At 36.0% G+C, this 17,300-nt stretch carries 17 protein-coding genes; 16 read left to right on the top strand and 1 reads right to left on the bottom strand.

The genetic code is table 11. The features are described from left to right. Window position 1 precedes the first annotated feature (1 nt). The 10 genes from DVJ99_RS06025 to DVJ99_RS05980 all read left to right on the top strand — a co-directional run bounded on the left by DVJ99_RS06025 (window position 2) and on the right by DVJ99_RS05980 (window position 10,049). Window positions 2-559 (top strand): sugar transferase, encoded by a 558-nt coding sequence (locus DVJ99_RS06025; protein WP_114603543.1) that lies wholly within the window; start codon window positions 2-4, stop codon window positions 557-559. Window positions 560-811: 252 nt separating this feature from the next. Beyond that, a complete protein-coding gene (locus tag DVJ99_RS06020; RefSeq protein ID WP_114603542.1) occupies window positions 812-1,501 on the top strand; it encodes a YveK family protein in 690 nt (229 codons plus the stop codon). Then, window positions 1,498-2,160, top strand: coding sequence for a CpsD/CapB family tyrosine-protein kinase (locus tag DVJ99_RS06015; protein ID WP_114603541.1), 663 nt, complete (start codon window positions 1,498-1,500; stop codon window positions 2,158-2,160). The genes DVJ99_RS06020 and DVJ99_RS06015 overlap by 4 nt, the downstream gene beginning before the upstream one ends. A 12-nt stretch (window positions 2,161-2,172) precedes the next feature. Then, entirely contained in the window at window positions 2,173-3,273 is a 1,101-nt protein-coding gene (locus tag DVJ99_RS06010) for a glycosyltransferase family 4 protein (RefSeq protein ID WP_114603540.1), read from the top strand. Further along, complete coding sequence (locus DVJ99_RS06005) at window positions 3,257-4,495, top strand: O-antigen ligase family protein (RefSeq protein ID WP_114603539.1); 1,239 nt, start codon at window positions 3,257-3,259, stop codon at window positions 4,493-4,495. The genes DVJ99_RS06010 and DVJ99_RS06005 overlap by 17 nt, the downstream gene beginning before the upstream one ends. Further along, window positions 4,488-5,924 (top strand): lipopolysaccharide biosynthesis protein, encoded by a 1,437-nt coding sequence (locus tag DVJ99_RS06000; protein ID WP_114603538.1) that lies wholly within the window; start codon window positions 4,488-4,490, stop codon window positions 5,922-5,924. Before DVJ99_RS06005 ends, DVJ99_RS06000 begins: the two co-directional genes overlap by 8 nt. Beyond that, window positions 5,921-6,649 (top strand): tyrosine-protein phosphatase, encoded by a 729-nt coding sequence (locus DVJ99_RS05995; RefSeq protein ID WP_114603537.1) that lies wholly within the window; start codon window positions 5,921-5,923, stop codon window positions 6,647-6,649. Before DVJ99_RS06000 ends, DVJ99_RS05995 begins: the two co-directional genes overlap by 4 nt. Then, the gene (locus DVJ99_RS05990; RefSeq protein WP_114603536.1) at window positions 6,649-7,449 is read left to right on the top strand and encodes a glycosyltransferase family 2 protein; all 801 of its coding nucleotides are present in this window, start codon (window positions 6,649-6,651) and stop codon (window positions 7,447-7,449) included. Before DVJ99_RS05995 ends, DVJ99_RS05990 begins: the two co-directional genes overlap by 1 nt. 175 nt (window positions 7,450-7,624) lie before the next feature. After that, entirely contained in the window at window positions 7,625-8,941 is a 1,317-nt protein-coding gene (locus DVJ99_RS05985; RefSeq protein ID WP_114603535.1) for a tyrosine-protein kinase domain-containing protein, read from the top strand. Between the two features lie 130 nt (window positions 8,942-9,071). Next, window positions 9,072-10,049, top strand: a complete 978-nt coding sequence (locus tag DVJ99_RS05980; protein WP_114603534.1) for an EpsG family protein — start codon at window positions 9,072-9,074, stop codon at window positions 10,047-10,049. Between the two features lie 119 nt (window positions 10,050-10,168). Here DVJ99_RS05980 and DVJ99_RS05975 read toward each other — a convergent pair whose 3' ends face one another. After that, on the bottom strand, window positions 10,169-10,459 hold the full coding sequence (locus DVJ99_RS05975; RefSeq protein ID WP_114603533.1) for a hypothetical protein: 291 nt from the start codon (window positions 10,457-10,459) through the stop codon (window positions 10,169-10,171). Between the two features lie 191 nt (window positions 10,460-10,650). Here DVJ99_RS05975 and DVJ99_RS05970 point away from each other — a divergent pair, with 191 nt between their 5' ends. Genes DVJ99_RS05970 through pknB form a run of 6 tightly spaced genes read left to right on the top strand, consistent with a single transcriptional unit; the run spans window position 10,651 to window position 17,231 of the window. Further along, entirely contained in the window at window positions 10,651-11,139 is a 489-nt protein-coding gene (locus tag DVJ99_RS05970; protein ID WP_114603532.1) for a peptide deformylase, read from the top strand. Next, window positions 11,132-12,064, top strand: a complete 933-nt coding sequence (gene fmt, locus DVJ99_RS05965; RefSeq protein ID WP_114603531.1) for a methionyl-tRNA formyltransferase — start codon at window positions 11,132-11,134, stop codon at window positions 12,062-12,064. The genes DVJ99_RS05970 and fmt overlap by 8 nt, the downstream gene beginning before the upstream one ends. Continuing rightward, window positions 12,064-13,368 carry a 16S rRNA (cytosine(967)-C(5))-methyltransferase RsmB gene (rsmB, locus tag DVJ99_RS05960; RefSeq protein WP_114603530.1) on the top strand — a complete coding sequence of 435 codons (1,305 nt, stop codon included), beginning with the start codon at window positions 12,064-12,066 and terminating at the stop codon, window positions 13,366-13,368. Before fmt ends, rsmB begins: the two co-directional genes overlap by 1 nt. Before the next feature lie 3 nt (window positions 13,369-13,371). Continuing rightward, entirely contained in the window at window positions 13,372-14,466 is a 1,095-nt protein-coding gene (rlmN, locus tag DVJ99_RS05955) for a dual-specificity RNA methyltransferase RlmN (RefSeq protein WP_105993014.1), read from the top strand. A gap of 6 nt (window positions 14,467-14,472) precedes the next feature. After that, entirely contained in the window at window positions 14,473-15,216 is a 744-nt protein-coding gene (locus tag DVJ99_RS05950) for a Stp1/IreP family PP2C-type Ser/Thr phosphatase (RefSeq protein ID WP_114603529.1), read from the top strand. After that, window positions 15,216-17,231 (top strand): Stk1 family PASTA domain-containing Ser/Thr kinase, encoded by a 2,016-nt coding sequence (gene pknB / locus DVJ99_RS05945; RefSeq protein ID WP_114603643.1) that lies wholly within the window; start codon window positions 15,216-15,218, stop codon window positions 17,229-17,231. Before DVJ99_RS05950 ends, pknB begins: the two co-directional genes overlap by 1 nt. Window positions 17,232-17,300 lie beyond the last annotated feature (69 nt).

Genomic DNA, 17,300 nt, shown 5'->3' with positions numbered 1-17,300 from the left:
AGTGAAAAAGCTATTTGATTATGTAAGTTCTTTTTTAGGAATTGTTGTTTTATCTCCTGTCCTAATTATTACATCTATATTAATCAAAGCAGAATCTAAAGGACCAGTGATTTTCAAACAAAAACGACCAGGTATTAACAACAAAATTTTTAATATCTATAAATTCCGTTCCATGAGAATTGATACACCGGATTTAGCAACAGATAAAATTGAGGCTACAGTTTTTATAACTAAGACAGGTAAATTTATTAGAAGAACATCAATAGATGAACTTCCGCAACTTTTTAATATTCTTAAAGGAGATATGTCAGTTGTGGGGCCAAGACCAGCTCTGTTTAATCAGTATGAATTAATTGAAAAAAGAACAAAAGTCAATGTTCATACAGTAAAACCAGGAATAACTGGGTTGGCACAAGTAATGGGCAGAGATAATATTACTGATGATCAGAAAGTACAGTATGATAAATTTTACGTTGAAAACCAATCTTTTGTATTAGATATGTTTATTTTATATAAAACTATTAAAGGTGTCTTAACTTCAGATAATGTAAGTCATTAATTGTAAATACACATTGCAGGCAACCAGTCTTTTTTAAGGCTTGGTTGCTCTTTTATATGCTGACTATTTATTTCTGATACCCTTGTCTAGATAATATAAGTTTAATACATACAAAATTAATAAATAGAAATAACTAATGGCTATATTTTACTTTTTCAAATAAGGATTGTGTTATAATAACGAATGTATTAAGTAGTGCATGTCATAATCATTACTATTTAATATGATAAAACGCAATAGGTAGGAGACATCATGAATAAAAATTTAGATTTGAAAGGCTTAATTCAAATAATAAAAAGCAACTTGATTATGATCTTGAGTGCTATGGTGTTATTTGGGTTTATCAGCTTTCTTATTACACAATTTTTAATAACACCGCAGTATACAGCTACCTCTCAGGTGATTATTAAGCAAAGTAAAAATGATAGAGGTAATTTATACAGTAATCCCACTGAGGTTCAAACGAACATTCAATTAATCAAAACATATTCTCAGCTGATTGGATCAGATGAGGTGAAAGATAGTGCAGTACAATTACTGAAAAAACAAGGTATAACAGTTGAAAATAGTGATATTGCTGTGAAATCAGAAGAAAACTCTCAATTAATTAAAATTATCGTTAAAAACGAAAGTCCTCGTAATGCGGTAAAACTCGCAAATGCATTAGCAGAAACTTCTAAAGGCAAAATCAAACAAGTTATGGGTGTAGACAACTTATTTGTGTTATCTAAAGCAAAATACGAACAAGTCGTCCAACCTACAAGTCCAAATGTTTTGTTTAATACAGTGCTTGGTATTGTCTTTGGATTGTTCTTATCTATGATAGTTATCTTCTCTAGAAAAATGTTGGATAACAAAATAGATAATGAAGCAAAAGTAGAGGCATTACTGCATCTGCCAGTAGTAGGGAAAATCAGCGATGTAGGTGGTAAAAAACGATGAGTAACGATAATAAAGTTTATGCACATAGTTCTGATGACATGATTAAAGAACAAATTAAAGTACTGCGTACGAATTTAACATTCTCTCGCAATAGTACAGAAGATAATATCATAATGATTACCTCTTCAAAACCGGATGAAGGCAAGACCTTTATTTCAAGTCAACTTGCACAATCATTAGCTGAGTCTGAATATAAAGTGCTTGTGATTGACGCAGATTTGCGAAAACCTTCGATTCATAAATACTTCAATGTACCGAATAACCATGGGTTATCAAATGTAATCGGCGGACGCAACGAACTTGAAGAAACAATTATTACTGATGATGAAAGTAATTTAAGTGTATTGCCTTCTGGGACAATCCCGCCAAACCCGGCTGAATTGCTAGACACCAAACGATTTGAAGCAATCATCAATAAAGTGAAAAAAGAATATGACTTTGTGGTAATTGATACACCGCCGGTATTGCCAGTTACTGACAGTCTGATTATCGGTACACTTGCGGATCAGACAATACTTGTAATCAACAGCCAATCTACTTCTAAAGAAGATGTAATTGAAGCGAAACAAAAATTAGATAAATTGAATATCTTTATCTTTGGCGTTGTGTTGAATAGATTAAAACGCGTACATCAAGAACAGGGTTACTATAAATATTAGTAGGAGAACATCATGAAAATAATGTATGTGATTACGAAAGCAGATATTGGAGGTGCACAAACGCATCTCATTCAACTTGCGAACTATTTCTCTCATAAGCATGAGGTAATTGTGGCAGTTGGAAGTAAAGGTCCGATGCTGAATGCATTCAATAACAAAGTACAAGTGATTCAATTAGAACATTTAAAAGGACCGATTTTATTTAAAGAAGATATTTTCGGTGTAAAGGAACTTGAAAGCCTGATTGCACTGATTCAGCCTGATATTCTGCATTTGCATTCCTCAAAAGCAGGCGCATTAGGCAGATTAGCACAACGTTATGCACACACTACGCACACGAAAGTATTATTTACAGCACACAGCTGGGCATTTACAGAAGGTGTGAACCCTCTGAAAAGAGTGGCTTTTAAATTGATTGAAAAGTACTTATTGAAATCTACAGACAAAGTCATTTGTGTTTCTGATTATGATAGAAAATTAGCAATTCTGAACCATTTTGACAAAGACAAACTTTGTACGATTCATAATAGTGTTGCACAGCCGAAAGATAATGTTTTAGCAGCGATACAAACAAAACCGCAAAAACCTGTTGAATTTGTAATGGTGGCACGTTTTGCATATCCGAAGATGCATCAAGCAGTGATTGAAGCGGTCAAATTGTTAAAAGATTCTACCGACCAGTCGTTTAATATGACTTTTATCGGAGACGGCGGTACATTCAAAGAAAATATTGCTTTAGCCGCTTCACTCGGCCTAAATGACATCATCACCTTTAAAGGCAATGTCGATCACGTCAGAGCAACTTTGCATCAATATCATGTCTTTATTTTAATGAGCAAACATGAAGGTTTGCCGATCAGTATTATTGAAGCAATGTCAGAAGGATTACCGATTATTGCGAGCAATGTAGGCGGCATCAGCCAACTTGTAGAGGATAACGGAATATTATTAGATCAAAATACGCCTTATGAATTAGCACAAGCTATGCAATCATTTTTAGATACAGAAACTATTCAAAGTAAAGCGCGTGCTTCGTATAAAAAATATGAAGCAGAATTTACGGAAAATAAGATGATGAAAAAGTTGGAACGTATTTATGAACCAAGTCATTAATCAAGATCGTTACCTCAAAATATTGCTGATTTGCTTGGCTGTCTTTATACAGCAATCTACATTAGTAGCCAGTTTTAATGCTTCATTATCAGATGTTGTCTTGATTTTGCTTTGTATTCATATCTGGCGGCATTACCGTAAATTAATGCGAGGCAAAAGTTTTATTTTATTCTTTGTCTTGTTAATTTGTTATCGATTCTGTGTCACAATAGGGATTTTGTTTTTAGATAGTTATATGACATTGACGATGAAAGAAATTTTAGCTTCTGTGATTAAAATCAGTGTTACCTTTACGTATTTTATACTCGGATACAATCTGGTGAAATTCAAAAATGAAATACCTTCATTTTTTAAAGCATATATTATTTCCAGTGCAGTTATTGGATGGATATGTATTTTAGGCAGTTTGACGCAGCAAGCCTTCATTGTAAAATACTTCTTCTTTGATGACATTCGTGCACAAGGTTTAATGAATGATCCGAACTATTTTGCCTTAACGCAAATGGTGGCCTTATGTTTAAGTGTCAATCTGATTAAGAATAATGCATGGAGAGCTTTAGCAGTGTTGACAGCTGTTTGTGCGATTTTCTCATCCGGTTCTAAAACAGCATTGATTATTATGATAATTATCAGTGTGGCATTATTCCTTATCAAGTTCAGTAATATTACTATTAAAAGCTATCTTAATATTGCGGTCATTGCTGCAATCTTCATCTTTTTTGTCTTTATCTTTATGAATTTTAAAGTTATTAACTTTGAAATATTTAAGCAAATTCCTTCGGTTGAACGTATGATGACTGTATTCTCTGGTACATCTGCGATTGATGACAGCGGATCGAACCGTTTGGCAGTATGGGAGAATGGTTTGGAAATCATTAAATATACTTTAGGATTCGGTGTCGGCTTATTTGATTATTCTCATGTCGGGTTGACCATCAACCATGTGGGAGAGGTAGCACATAATACTTATATTCAGATTGTAGGCGAGTGGGGAATCATCTTCTCAGGTGCATTCTTTTGCTTTATAGCTTCGATACTGATTCGTATTTTCAGAACACGACCTTTTGAAGTATTCAGCTGTCTGTTTGTTTCATACTTAGCCATTATTATTTACAGTTTTACTATTTCATTGAACAACTCACGTTTTGTGGCCATTGCGATAGGATTATTAACAGCGTACGCTGCGTTGAAAGACAAGGTAAGAGGTGATGCGGATGAATAAAAATTCTTTGAAGGAAAACTTGATTTTCCAAGGTTTGTATCAAATTATCCGCATCATTACACCTATTATCACGATTCCGATTATTTCCAGAGCTTTTGGTCCGAGCGGTGTAGGTGTTACTTCATTTTCATTTACTATCGTACAGTACTTTTTGATGTTTTCTGGATTAGGCATTCAACTCTACTTTAACCGCTTGATTGCAGAAAATGATGAAAGCAAAACACAATTATCCAAGACATTTTGGAATATTTTTATGAGTAAAGCCATTTTGTCTGTTGTTGTATTATTGCTGTATATCATCACGATTCATTGTTTTATAACAGAGTACCGCTTGATCTTTTACTTGCAAGGCGTCTTCATTGTCGGTTCATTCTTTGATATTTCTTGGTATTACGCAGGTATGGAGAGATTTAAATTGCCAAGTATCATCAATATGCTTATGTCGATGCTTGTATTAATTGTGGTAGTCGGATTTGTCCATGACCAATCGGATATGGCGCTTTATGTATTTGTTATTGCGGCGATTACAGTATTCAATCAAATTCCGCTCTATTTCAATGTATTTAAAGAGATCAGCTTTATTACAATCGATTGGCAAGAAGTTTGGACGATTTTGAAAACATCATTTGCCTACTTTTTGCCAAATGGCCAACTGAATCTCTTTACCAGTATTAACTGTCTGATTATAGGTTTGATGATGTCGTATAAAGATGTAGGGATATTTGCGAATACCTTTAATATTTTAACAGTAGCGATTATTTTAATTAATACGATTGATTTAGTGATGATACCGAGATTGACAAGAATTACACGTGAACATAACCATTCAATTCAGCGGATTCTAGAGAACAACATGCATATTCAATTAATGCTGACGATTCCTATGGTGTTCGGCATTATCGCAATTATGCCTGATTTTTATCAATGGTTTTTTGGCAAAGCCTTCTATGAATCTGTACCTTTAATGACAGTGTTATCAATCTTGTTGCTGATTATTCCGTTGAATATGATGATCAGTCGACAATACTTGCTTTCGCAAAATATGGTGAAATCATATAATTTATCACTGATTGCAGGCGGTATTTTAAATATTATTTGTTCCATTGTGCTGGTGCTGCCCTTCGGGCTGTATGGCATAGGTTTAGCAAGAATAGTGGCAGAGCTGATGATTTTGATTTGGCGCTGGATTGATATTAGAAAATTAAACATTGTATTAGACTATCGAAATATCATCAAAGCACTATGTGCTTCAGCAGTTATGTACTTAAGTATTATGCTGGTTGCACATTATCTGCACCATCCGGTTATTACGACATTCATTGAAATCATGACAGGTATTATGCTTTATTTAGTGTGTAACTTGATATTAAGAAATAAATACTTGCTGATTGTCCTCAATGGAATATTAAGAAGGGAGCGTTCTTCATGATTGATATACATGATCATATCGTTTGGTCTATAGATGACGGGCCTAAAAGCCTGGAAGAAGCGATAGAAATGGCAGAATATGCATATTCTATCGGTATTAGAAAAATTATTACTACGCCGCATTATAAAACGAATGTCTTCGAATCTGATAAACATGAAATCCTGGAAAAGGTGGAGATACTCAATACACGCTTAGCAGAAGCAGGGATTGATATCACAGTCAAAGGCGGGCAAGAAATCCATTTGGATGAAAAGTTTTATATCCATTGGGATAATGATAAACTTTTGAATCTCGGCAATGGCAGTCTGTATTACTTAGTGGAATTGCCTTTTGACAATTATCCGTATTTTATCAAAGACATTTTAATTTCATTGGTCGATAAAGGTTTTGTGCCGGTTATTGCTCATCCTGAGCGTAATGCACAAATCAGAAATAATCCGAAAATGCTTGATCAGCTGGTAGAAATGGGATGTCTGCTTCAAATGAATGCGGCATCTATTTTAGGGGATTATGGCCGTGATGTTAAAAAGACTGCGAAATATATGATTAAACATAAAAAGTTTCATTTCATCGGCAGTGATGCCCACAACAATAATAAACGTATCTTTTGTATTGAAAAATGTTACAACAAAATTAAAGACGAAGAATTTAAAGCTTACTTAATGAACAACTCAGAAAGGATATGGCAGGATAAAAAGATAGATGCTTACAGGTATTTAAAATAATGAATACAAACCATAAAACAGTTTCAGTCGTCATTCCGTATTTCAAGTCGAGTGAAACAATTGAAAGAGCAGTCAACTCAGTTTTAGAACAAACGGTTCAACCTAAAGAAATTATTATTGTCAACGACTTCAGCAATACTCCTGAAGATGATAATAAATTAGCTGAATTAAGCAAAATAGAATTAGTGAAAGTTGTTTCGTTAAAAGAAAATGTAGGATGCGGCAACGCTAGAAATAATGCATTATCTATTGCATCTGGTGACTATATCGCATTTTTAGATTCAGATGATTCATGGACGAAAGAAAAGTTAGAAGTACAACTGAAAGTTATGGAAACAACAGATGCCTATTTCAGTGCACATCAATCTGCACAATTTGAAGGTTATGTGCCAAGTGATGAAACACATTTCAGTATTAAACGATTGCATCTTATTCCGATTTTACTCAAAAATATAATCCCGGTACGTTCAGTCATGATGAAAAACGATGGACAATATGCATTCAAACATAGAATGCGTTATGTAGAAGATTTGATGTTATGGGGTGAAATACTAGGCGATCACCAAAAAGGTGTCTTCATTAATAAAGTGATGTGTTTCTCTTACAAAGAGGACTTTGGTGAAAGTGGTTTAACAGCTAACTTAAGAAAAATGCATGAAGGTGTCTTGTTTGTCTTCAGAAGTTTATATAGAGACAAAAAAATCAATCGACCTACTTTTTTACTCGTTACTGGATTCGAAAACTTAAAGTATCAAATCAGAAAAGTAAGAGTGTGGCAACGCAGACGGTTTAAAAAATAATAAGTATAAATTTTAAAAATATATTCAGATGCATCTGTGTAAAGTGATTTGCGCAGGTGCATCTCATTATTGTCAGCCTGTTTAAGCTGAAATAAACATACAAAAAGTGTGACACATACACTATAATATATGATGTACAATATAAAATAATTCGAAAACATCTTTGGAGGACATCATGGAAAAGAATATTGATATCGCAAGTCTATTCGCAATGCTGAAAAAGTATTATAAATTATTGCTGATAGTTCCGATTATATTTGCTGTTTTAGGATGGGGAGTCAGTACATTCTTGATTCAGCCTAAATATTCAGCTACATCGCAAGTACTGGTCAATCAGACGAAAACTATTAAGCAAATCTTAGATCAGCAGCAGCAATCTAACAGCCAGCTCGTTAAAACTTATACAGAAGTCATTAAAACATCAAAAATTTTAGATGAAGTTTCAAAAGAACTAGATCACAAATATTCAGCCAAAACGCTAGCTGGTATGATTAATGTAAATAACCAAGCGGGGTCAGAGTTGATTAATATCAACGTCGTAAGCAAGCACCAAAAAGATGCGGTTGCAATTGCGAATACTACCGCACGTGTTTTCAGCAATCATGCGGATTTATATATGAACATTGATAAAGTTTCTGTTTTAACTAATGCATCAGATGCAGCGAAAGTTTCACCGAAACCTTTAAAAGCTGCTGTATACTGCTTCATCTTTGGTGCAATCGCAGAAACGATTGTTATCTTATTAGTATTCCTTTTAGACAAAAGAGTCAAAAATGAAAGTACAGCCGATTGGTATTTAAAACTACCTGTATTAGGCGCAATCAAGAAAGTTAAAAGCAGTAAACATCATGAAGTAAATCAACAAAATCAGATACTTGGTATAGATTTCAAAACAGTAAAAGCAGAGGAGCGAACAGCGTTCTTCCAACAAGTGAATCAAATTCAAGCTAATCTTGCGATGAATGATGACTTGAAATCTGTTGTGATTACTTCTGAACGTGCAGCAACCGGAAAATCATTGCTTTCTGCACATCTTGCGGCAGCATATGCGAAATCGGGTTATCGTACGTTGTTGATTGACGGTAATGTATATCACCCGACACAACATACTATATTCAATGTGAAAAATGATAATGGCTTGGCTGACAACTTAGCACATCCATCGAAAATTAGTGAGGTCATTCAGTCAACAGCAATTACCAATTTAGAACTATTAACAGCAGGCACTGAGATTAAGCATTCAACTGAATATTTCAGTGCATCAAAGTTACAAAATCTGATTCAATCATTGAATGAAAGTTATGATGTGTTAGTGATTGATACTGCTTCTCTAGAAGAAAGCCCAGATGCCCAATTATTCGCCAAAGCAAGCAAAAATGTATTAATGGTGGTTGACGTGAAACGTAATCATGCAGAAGCGTTGCAGCGTGCTGAAAAATTACTGCAAAGAACGAAAGCAGCTATCTTAGGAGTTGTCTTAAATAAAGCCTAAACTAATCACAAAAGAATCAAAGCAGCTGTATATACTTATACGTTAAGGCCGCTGCTGTTTGAAGGTGAGATAAAATGTTTAATCAACAAGAATTACGCAACAAGAATTTATATAGCAGGGGAGTTTGCTGATGATATATATCGCAAGTGCTTTAATTATACTGATTTGTATCATTTATTTCTCTCGGATCCAATTAAGCAAAGGTGTGTTATTACTGTTATATATGGTACTAACAGGCAATTTGTTTTATGAGCTGCTCAACAAAAGTATTACTAAATCTACTGATTATTTATCTTATTTAATCGGATTTGAAGAAGTCATGCATGCAAGTTTCAGTCATGTATTGGATGTGCATATTTTTGAACCTGTGTTTACAGTCATTTTATGGGTCTTGCTGCATACGGTACCTGACTTAACCTTTACGGTTTTTGTTTTAGCAACGAATGTACTGATTACTATCGGATTATACCGCTTCTTTGAAGACAAACACTTATCATTATTTGCTTTAGCGATATATACGTACTTCCCGATGTTTTTAGTCATGTCTACAAACATTATCAGACAGACCTTTGTATTTGGATTATTACTCATCATGTTCAACTTTAAAGGCATTAAGCGTTTATGTATCTTTATATTTCCTTTGCTGCATTCATCGAGCTTTTTGATTGTCTTGATTCTGCTTATAAACAAGCATATTAAAGTGAAATATGCAGTGTTAGGTTATTTATTTACTTGTGTGTTGTTTGTGACAGATATTAATCGTAAATTATTCGGAACACTGCCGATGTTCAAACGTTATACATCGCCGCTTTATTACAGCTTGTCTGAATCCAGCGGAAATCGTTTAGACTTTTTGATTTTTACAACTGCCGTCATTGTCATGGCATTCATTCTTTATAAGTCGCATATTATCACTGCAGGCTTAATGAATTATATGTTATTGACGGGAAGTTTGTTTTGTTTGTTAGGCTTCTTAGCCTTTTCAGATCGTATTGCGATGTATAATTGGTTTTTCTTAATCATTTTATTACCATACGGTATGCAGTTTCTTAAAGATAAAATACTGTGTTGCAGAGTTCCGCAGATGCAAGGCGATACACGCAAATAACAGAGTGTTGAGAAATAATTATATAATGTTTGGATAGTTAAAAATAAAAAGGAAGATTTTCATCTGGTTGGATTGAAAATCTTCCTTTTGGTTTTGATATCTTGTTTTAAAAGGGTGGTTTATTTACTTAATAAATTTGTATCCACTGCGTCAAACCCTTTTTCTGAAACACGTACATCATTTATTTTTGTACCATCCCATTCACCATCAACATAGTCTTTATCAAAAAGGACTTTGAGGTTGTCTAGGAAAGTTGCTTTGTCTTTGTCACAGAAATAATCATCATGAAGCGTATGTGAATCTTTGAAATCGTTGGCTTGTTTTGGTGACATACCTGCATTTAAATGTTCTGTGTAGTACTTATAAAGCACTGCAACGATAAATGCTTGATCTCTTGTGATATCATCCATTTTACTTCACCACCTTCAACAAACTATCCGTATAAATCGAATTTTTATACAATGTTAATAATATACCCGTTTCATATAAAATTGAACCCTCTTCACAGAAATGTAGAAATTGGAGTCAAGAAAAGCAATGGTCGCTTTTCTGGTAGATTTACGCTATAATGGAATGATGAATTTTTAAGGAGTCGATAAAAATGGCAGTGAAACCTCTTGTATCTGCGAACAGTAAAATTTTGCGCCAACCTGCAGCAACTATAAATAAGTTTGACAGTGACTTAAAACAGTTATTATTAAATATAGAAGATACTTTGTATGATTGTGAAGCGTCAGCGTTATGCGCACCGCAAATCGGGGTTTCACAACAAGCAGCCATTATAGATATGGAAGCGGAAGGTTTATTACAGTTGATCAATCCGAAAATTGTTCGGCAATCTGATGAAACGATTACAGATTTAGAAGGCGATGTTTCATTTCCTGGTGTTTTCGGGACAGTAGAGAGAAGCAAAATGATTGTCGTTCAAAGCAATGATGTACAAGGCAACACAGTAGAATTAACAGCTTATGATGATGTTGCGAGAATGTTGCTGCATATTATAGATCAATTAGAAGGCATTCCATTTACCGATAAGATAGAAAAGCAATTGACAGAAGAAGAATTGGAGGCGTATTTAGAAGATGAGTAGAATTATATTTATGGGAACACCTGATTTCTCTACAAAAGTATTAGAAATGCTGATAGCTAAAGAGGATGTTATCGCAGTGGTGACACAACCAGACAGACCGGTAGGACGTAAACGTGTGATGACACCTCCGCCTGTTAAAAAAGTTGCTTTAGAGCATGGAATTGAAGTCTATCAACCTGAAAAGATTTCAACTTCAGAAGACTTGCAGAAGTTGATTAATTTAGAGCCTGATTTGATTGTAACAGCTGCATTCGGTCAAATTCTGCCTAAAGCTTTATTAGATGCACCAAAACTCGGTGCGATTAATGTGCATGCTTCTTTATTGCCGAAATACAGAGGCGGTGCACCGATTCACCAAGCGATTATCGACGGCGAAAAAGAAACGGGTGTCACAATCATGTATATGGCGCCTAAATTAGATGCCGGCGATATTATTTCGCAGCAAGCCATTGATATCGAAGCAAATGATGATGTGGGTTCAATGCATGATAAATTAAGCTTCTTAGGTGCAGATTTATTAGCGAAAACATTACCGGATATTATTAACGGAACGAATGACCGTATTGAACAAAATGAAGCAGAAGCTACTTTTGCGTCAAATATCAGCCGAGAAGATGAACGTATTGATTGGACACAGCCTGCACAAGCAGTCTACAACCATATCCGCGGTTTATCACCATGGCCAGTAGCATATACTAAATTAGATGATACGAATATGAAGTTATATGCGGCAAAAATTGTTGAAGGCAAAAACGGCGAACCTGGAGAAATTATCGAAACAACGAAAAAAGCGATTATCGTAGGAACAGGTTCAGCGGATGCGATTGCCTTGACGGAAATTCAATTGTCAGGCAAAAAACGTATGCCGACTGCGAATTTCTTAAGCGGTTATCAAGATGACTTAGTTGGGAAGGTCTTAAATTAATGCAAACAGTGAGAGAAGCAGCATTTGAAACTTTATTGTCGATTAACCAAGACAAAGCATACAGTAATTTGAAAATTAACGAAGTACTGAAAGAAAGCGAAATGAGCCGTGCGGATAAAGGCTTATTCACAGAATTAGTGTATGGTACTTTAAAACATAAATTCACTTTAGATTATTATTTAAAGCCGTTTGTACAAACAAGAATCAAAGGGTGGATGCGTACGCTTTTATGGATGAGCATCTATCAATATAAGTATCTAGATAAAATTCCAGATCATGCGATTATTAATGAAGCCGTAGAAATCGCAAAACAACGCGGCGGCCTGCATAATAGTAAAGTTGTAAATGGTATTTTGCGTAATATGATGCGCAGTGTATTACCAGATCCGTCAGACATTAAAGATGATCAGCAGCGTATTGCGATTGAATACAGCCTTCCTAAATGGATTGTGAAACACTGGGTGACACATCATGGGCTTGAAACAACTGAAGCTATCGCAAAATCTTTGATTGAACGTCCGGGACAAACAGTTCGCGTCAATACGAATCGTACAACTGTTGAAGATGCGATTGCGCGATTAGAAAAAGAAGAATATGAAGTACAGCAAGATAACGATATTGTATATTGTCTGCATATCTATGGCCGTCCAGTTGTTGAAAGCCGTGCATTCAAAGACGGTTATGTATCGATTCAAGATAAAAGTTCGATGTTCGTCGCTGAAATTTTAGCACCGTCTGAAGGCGAAATGATTTTAGATGCCTGCAGTGCACCTGGCGGAAAAGCTTGCCAAACAGCAGAATTGCTTCAAGGCACTGGACAGGTTGATGCGACAGATATTCACGAACACAAAATTGAATTAATCGAACATAACATCAAGAAGCTGCGTTTAAAGAATGTACATGCTTTCCAACACGATGCGACACAGCCTTATGATAAAAAATATGATAAAATTTTAGTGGATGCACCCTGCAGCGGGTTAGGCGTATTGCGTCATAAGCCGGAAATAAAATATGCACAGACAAAAGATACTGTAGACGGTTTAGTCGAATTACAGCTGAAAATCATGAATAATATTAAAGATTTCGTAAAACCGGGTGGCGTAATTGTCTATTCAACATGTACAATAGAACAGATGGAAAACGAAAATGTTATCTATACATTTTTAAAACAAAACAAAGACTTTGAATTTGAACCATTCTCGCATCCTAGAACAGGAGAGAAGGTCAAGACGTTGCAAATCTTGCCGCAAGACTTTAATTCAGATGGTTTCTTTATTACAAAGATAAGAAGAAAGGAAAATTAAGTAATGATTACTACTCAAAAGAAGAAAAAGAATCGTTTTCTTCCCGATTTTGACAAGCAATCAATCTATTCAATGCGTTATGAAGAAATGCAAGATTGGTTAGTGGAACATGGCCAACAGAAATTCAGAGCAAAGCAGATTTTTCAATGGCTCTACGAAAAACGTGTCGATAGTATCGATGAAATGACAAACTTATCTAAAGACTTGCGTGAATTGTTAAAGGATACTTTTACAATTACAACACTAGAAACGGTAGTAAAACAAGAAAGCCGTGACGGTACCATCAAATTCTTATTTGAGCTGCAAGACGGCTATACAATCGAAACAGTATTAATGCGTCATGAATACGGTAATTCTGTATGTGTGACAACACAAGTCGGCTGCCGTATCGGTTGTACGTTCTGTGCGTCAACATTAGGCGGTTTGAAACGCAACTTAGAAGCAGGGGAAATTGTTTCTCAAGTATTAACTGTACAAAAAGCTTTAGATGCGACAGATGAACGTGTATCGCAAATTGTTATTATGGGTATCGGCGAACCGTTTGAAAACTATGATGAAATGATGGACTTCTTAAGAATTGTCAATCATGACAATGGTTTAAATATCGGTGCACGTCATATTACTGTATCGACTTCAGGTATTATTCCTAAGATTTATGACTTTGCGGAAGAAGATATCCAAATCAACTTTGCGGTCAGCTTGCACGCAGCAGATGATGAAATCCGTTCTAAATTAATGCCGATCAACCGCGCATACTCAATCGATAAATTAATGGAAGCTATCCATTATTATCAAGAAAAGACGAACCGTCGTATTACATTTGAATATGGTTTATTCGGCGGCGTAAATGACCAATTAAAACATGCGAGAGAACTGGCACACTTAATTCAAAAATTGAACTGTCATGTCAATTTGATTCCTGTCAATCATGTGCCGGAACGTAATTACGTTAAAACACCGAAAGAAGATATCTTCAAATTCGAAAAAGAATTGAAGCGCCTGGGCATTAATGCGACAATTAGACGTGAACAAGGCTCAGATATCGATGCCGCATGCGGTCAATTAAGAGCGAAGGAACGTCAAGTAGAAACGAGGTAGGAACCTATGCTAAATGCAGAATTTTTCACAGACACAGGACACCATAGGGAAAAAAACGAAGATGCCGGCGGTATCTTCTATAACATGACAGAGCAGCAACTATTGGTTTTATGTGATGGAATGGGCGGCCATAAAGCTGGGGAAGTCGCAAGTGAATTTGTGGTTCAACGCTTAAAGGAGCTATTCGAAGAAGAAAATTTGGTAGAAGAACACCAAGCAGAAGATTGGCTGCGTATGAAACTTCAAAAAGTGAATAGAGAGCTCTACAGCTATGCGTTGACTGATGACAATTTCAAAGGCATGGGTACCACTGCGGTGGCAGCCCTGATCTTTGATAAGCATGCGGTCATCGCAAACATCGGCGATTCTCGTGCTTATCTGGTCAACAGCAGAGAAATCGAACAAATTACCAATGACCATTCTTTTGTGAATCATTTGGTGATGACGGGTCAGATTACAGAAGAAGAGGCGTTTACACATCCGCAGCGTAATATTATTACACGTGTGATGGGGACAGATAAATTTGTCGTACCGGATATTTATGTGAAGCGTCTTAACTTTAACGACTATTTATTGATGAACTCTGATGGTTTAACTGACTTTGTCCGTCCGTTTCAAATTAAAGAACAGCTCAATCAAGACTTGCCGCTTGAAGCACAAGGACAAGCTTTATTAGAGCTTGCGCAAATACATGATTCAACGGATAATGTCAGCCTTGTATTGGCAGAAATAGAAGGTGACCGCGTATGATGATAGGCTCAATCATCAGCGAACGCTATAAGATAATAGAATTTTTAGGCGGCGGAGGCATGAGTAATGTATACCTCGCTGAAGATTCCATCTTAGATCGCAAAGTCGCTGTTAAAATGATTCATATTGCGCCGCATGAAAAAGAAGATATGGTAAGACGTTTTGAACGTGAAGTTCATAATACATCACGTCTCTCGCACGACAATGTTGTCAGTGTAAAAGATGTCGGAGAAGATCATGAATATTTCTATTTAGTGATGGAATATATCGAAGGTCCGACACTCTCTGAATATATTAAAACGCATGGACCTTTAAGTGTTGAAACAGCAGTCAGCTTTGCCCAGCAGATACTAGAAGGTATTCAGCATGCACATGAAATGGGTATCGTACATAGAGATATTAAACCGCAAAATATATTAGTCGATCGCAATAAAACGTTAAAGATTTTAGACTTCGGTATTGCGAAAGCATTGAGCGAAACTGCGATGACACAAACCAGTCATGTGTTGGGTACGGTTCAGTATTTATCGCCTGAACAAGCCAAAGGCGAAGCTACGGACAAACGTACAGATATTTATTCAATCGGGATTGTTCTATACGAAATGCTTGTCGGCGAGCCGCCGTTTACCGGAGAGACAGCTGTCAGTATTGCGATAAAGCATATACAAGACCCGATGCCGAATGCGACGGATATCAGACCTGAAATTCCTCAAGCATTAAGCAATGTTATATTAAAAGCTACAGAAAAAGATAGAGACAACCGCTTCCAAGACATTGAAAGCATGAAAAAAGATTTAAGCAGTGCGCTTGAAAAATGCCGAGCAGGCGAAACACCTTATGTATCGGATGAAGCGGATACGAAAACAATTGCGATTGATAAAGACGCGATTGCGAAAGAATCAAAAACACAGCCGGAAGGCAAAAAAGAAGAACCGATTCATCAAACGATGGAAATTCCGATTGTGAATCAGCAACGGTTCCAAAGTACAGAGGGTCCGGTTTATGAAGTGCCTCAAAAGAAACGGTCCAAAAAGAAAAAATTCTTCTTCGGACTTATCTTTGCGGTACTGCTCATTAGTTTAATCAGCTTTGTGGCTTATGGTGTATTCGGAGACAAATATATTGAAACACCGGATTTAAGAGGCAAAACAGAAGCACAAGCCGAACAAATCTTGAAAGAGCATAATATCAAAGTCGGCAAAACCAAACGTGCATTCAGTGATAAGTATCAAGAGAATCAAATTATCACGACGGATCCAGCTCCAGGCGAACGCGTGGAAGAACATGGCACCGTCAATATTGTCTTGTCTAAAGGACCGAAAAAAGTACAAATGCCGAACCTATACGGCAGTACTAAAGCAGAAGCTTTAAAATTGCTGGATAAATTAGGCTTTAAGCATATTTCTGTCGGCCAAGCATATTCTAAAACAAAATTAGAGCGCGGTCTGATTGAACATCAAAACATTGCGGCTGATACAGAAGTGCCGATTAATGATACACATATTGTATTGACAGAATCCTTAGGGATTAAACAAGTCTATGTTAAAGACTATATAGGCGAAAGCTATGACAAAGCAGAGAAAGAACTGCACGAAAAAGGCTTGAAACCTGTGAAAGAAAAAGAAGTACACAGCGACAAAGTTGAAAAAGGCAAAGTTATTTCTCAATCGCCGAAAAGCAAGTCTGTCGATGAAGATTCGACGATTACTTTTGTCGTGTCATTAGGTAAAAAATCTGATGATGACAGCAGCGATGAAGATAAATCTGATGAAAGCTCAGTCAAAGATGTGACACAATCTGTAAAAGTGCCGTATTCAGGTAAAGACGGCGACAGCCAAAAGGTAGAGATCTTTATTCGAGACAAAGACCATGACGGCACTTCAGCATCGCAAACGATGGATATTACGAGCGACCGTTCTGTGTCTATTCCTTTAAAAATCGAAAAAGGCAAAACAGCAGGCTACACAGTACGTGTTGATGATAAAATTGTCGCAGACAAAGATGTCGGCTATTAAAAAATGAATAGCAATCCATTCATCCTATCTCTTAAACTGAGGCTTTAAGAGGTAGGATGTTTTTGTATC

The organism is Staphylococcus sp. EZ-P03, from assembly GCF_003344575.1.
Lineage (GTDB): Bacteria > Bacillota > Bacilli > Staphylococcales > Staphylococcaceae > Staphylococcus > Staphylococcus simulans_B.
Note: the sequence above shows the minus strand (reverse complement) of the source record. Positions and strands in the feature narration are given on the sequence as shown.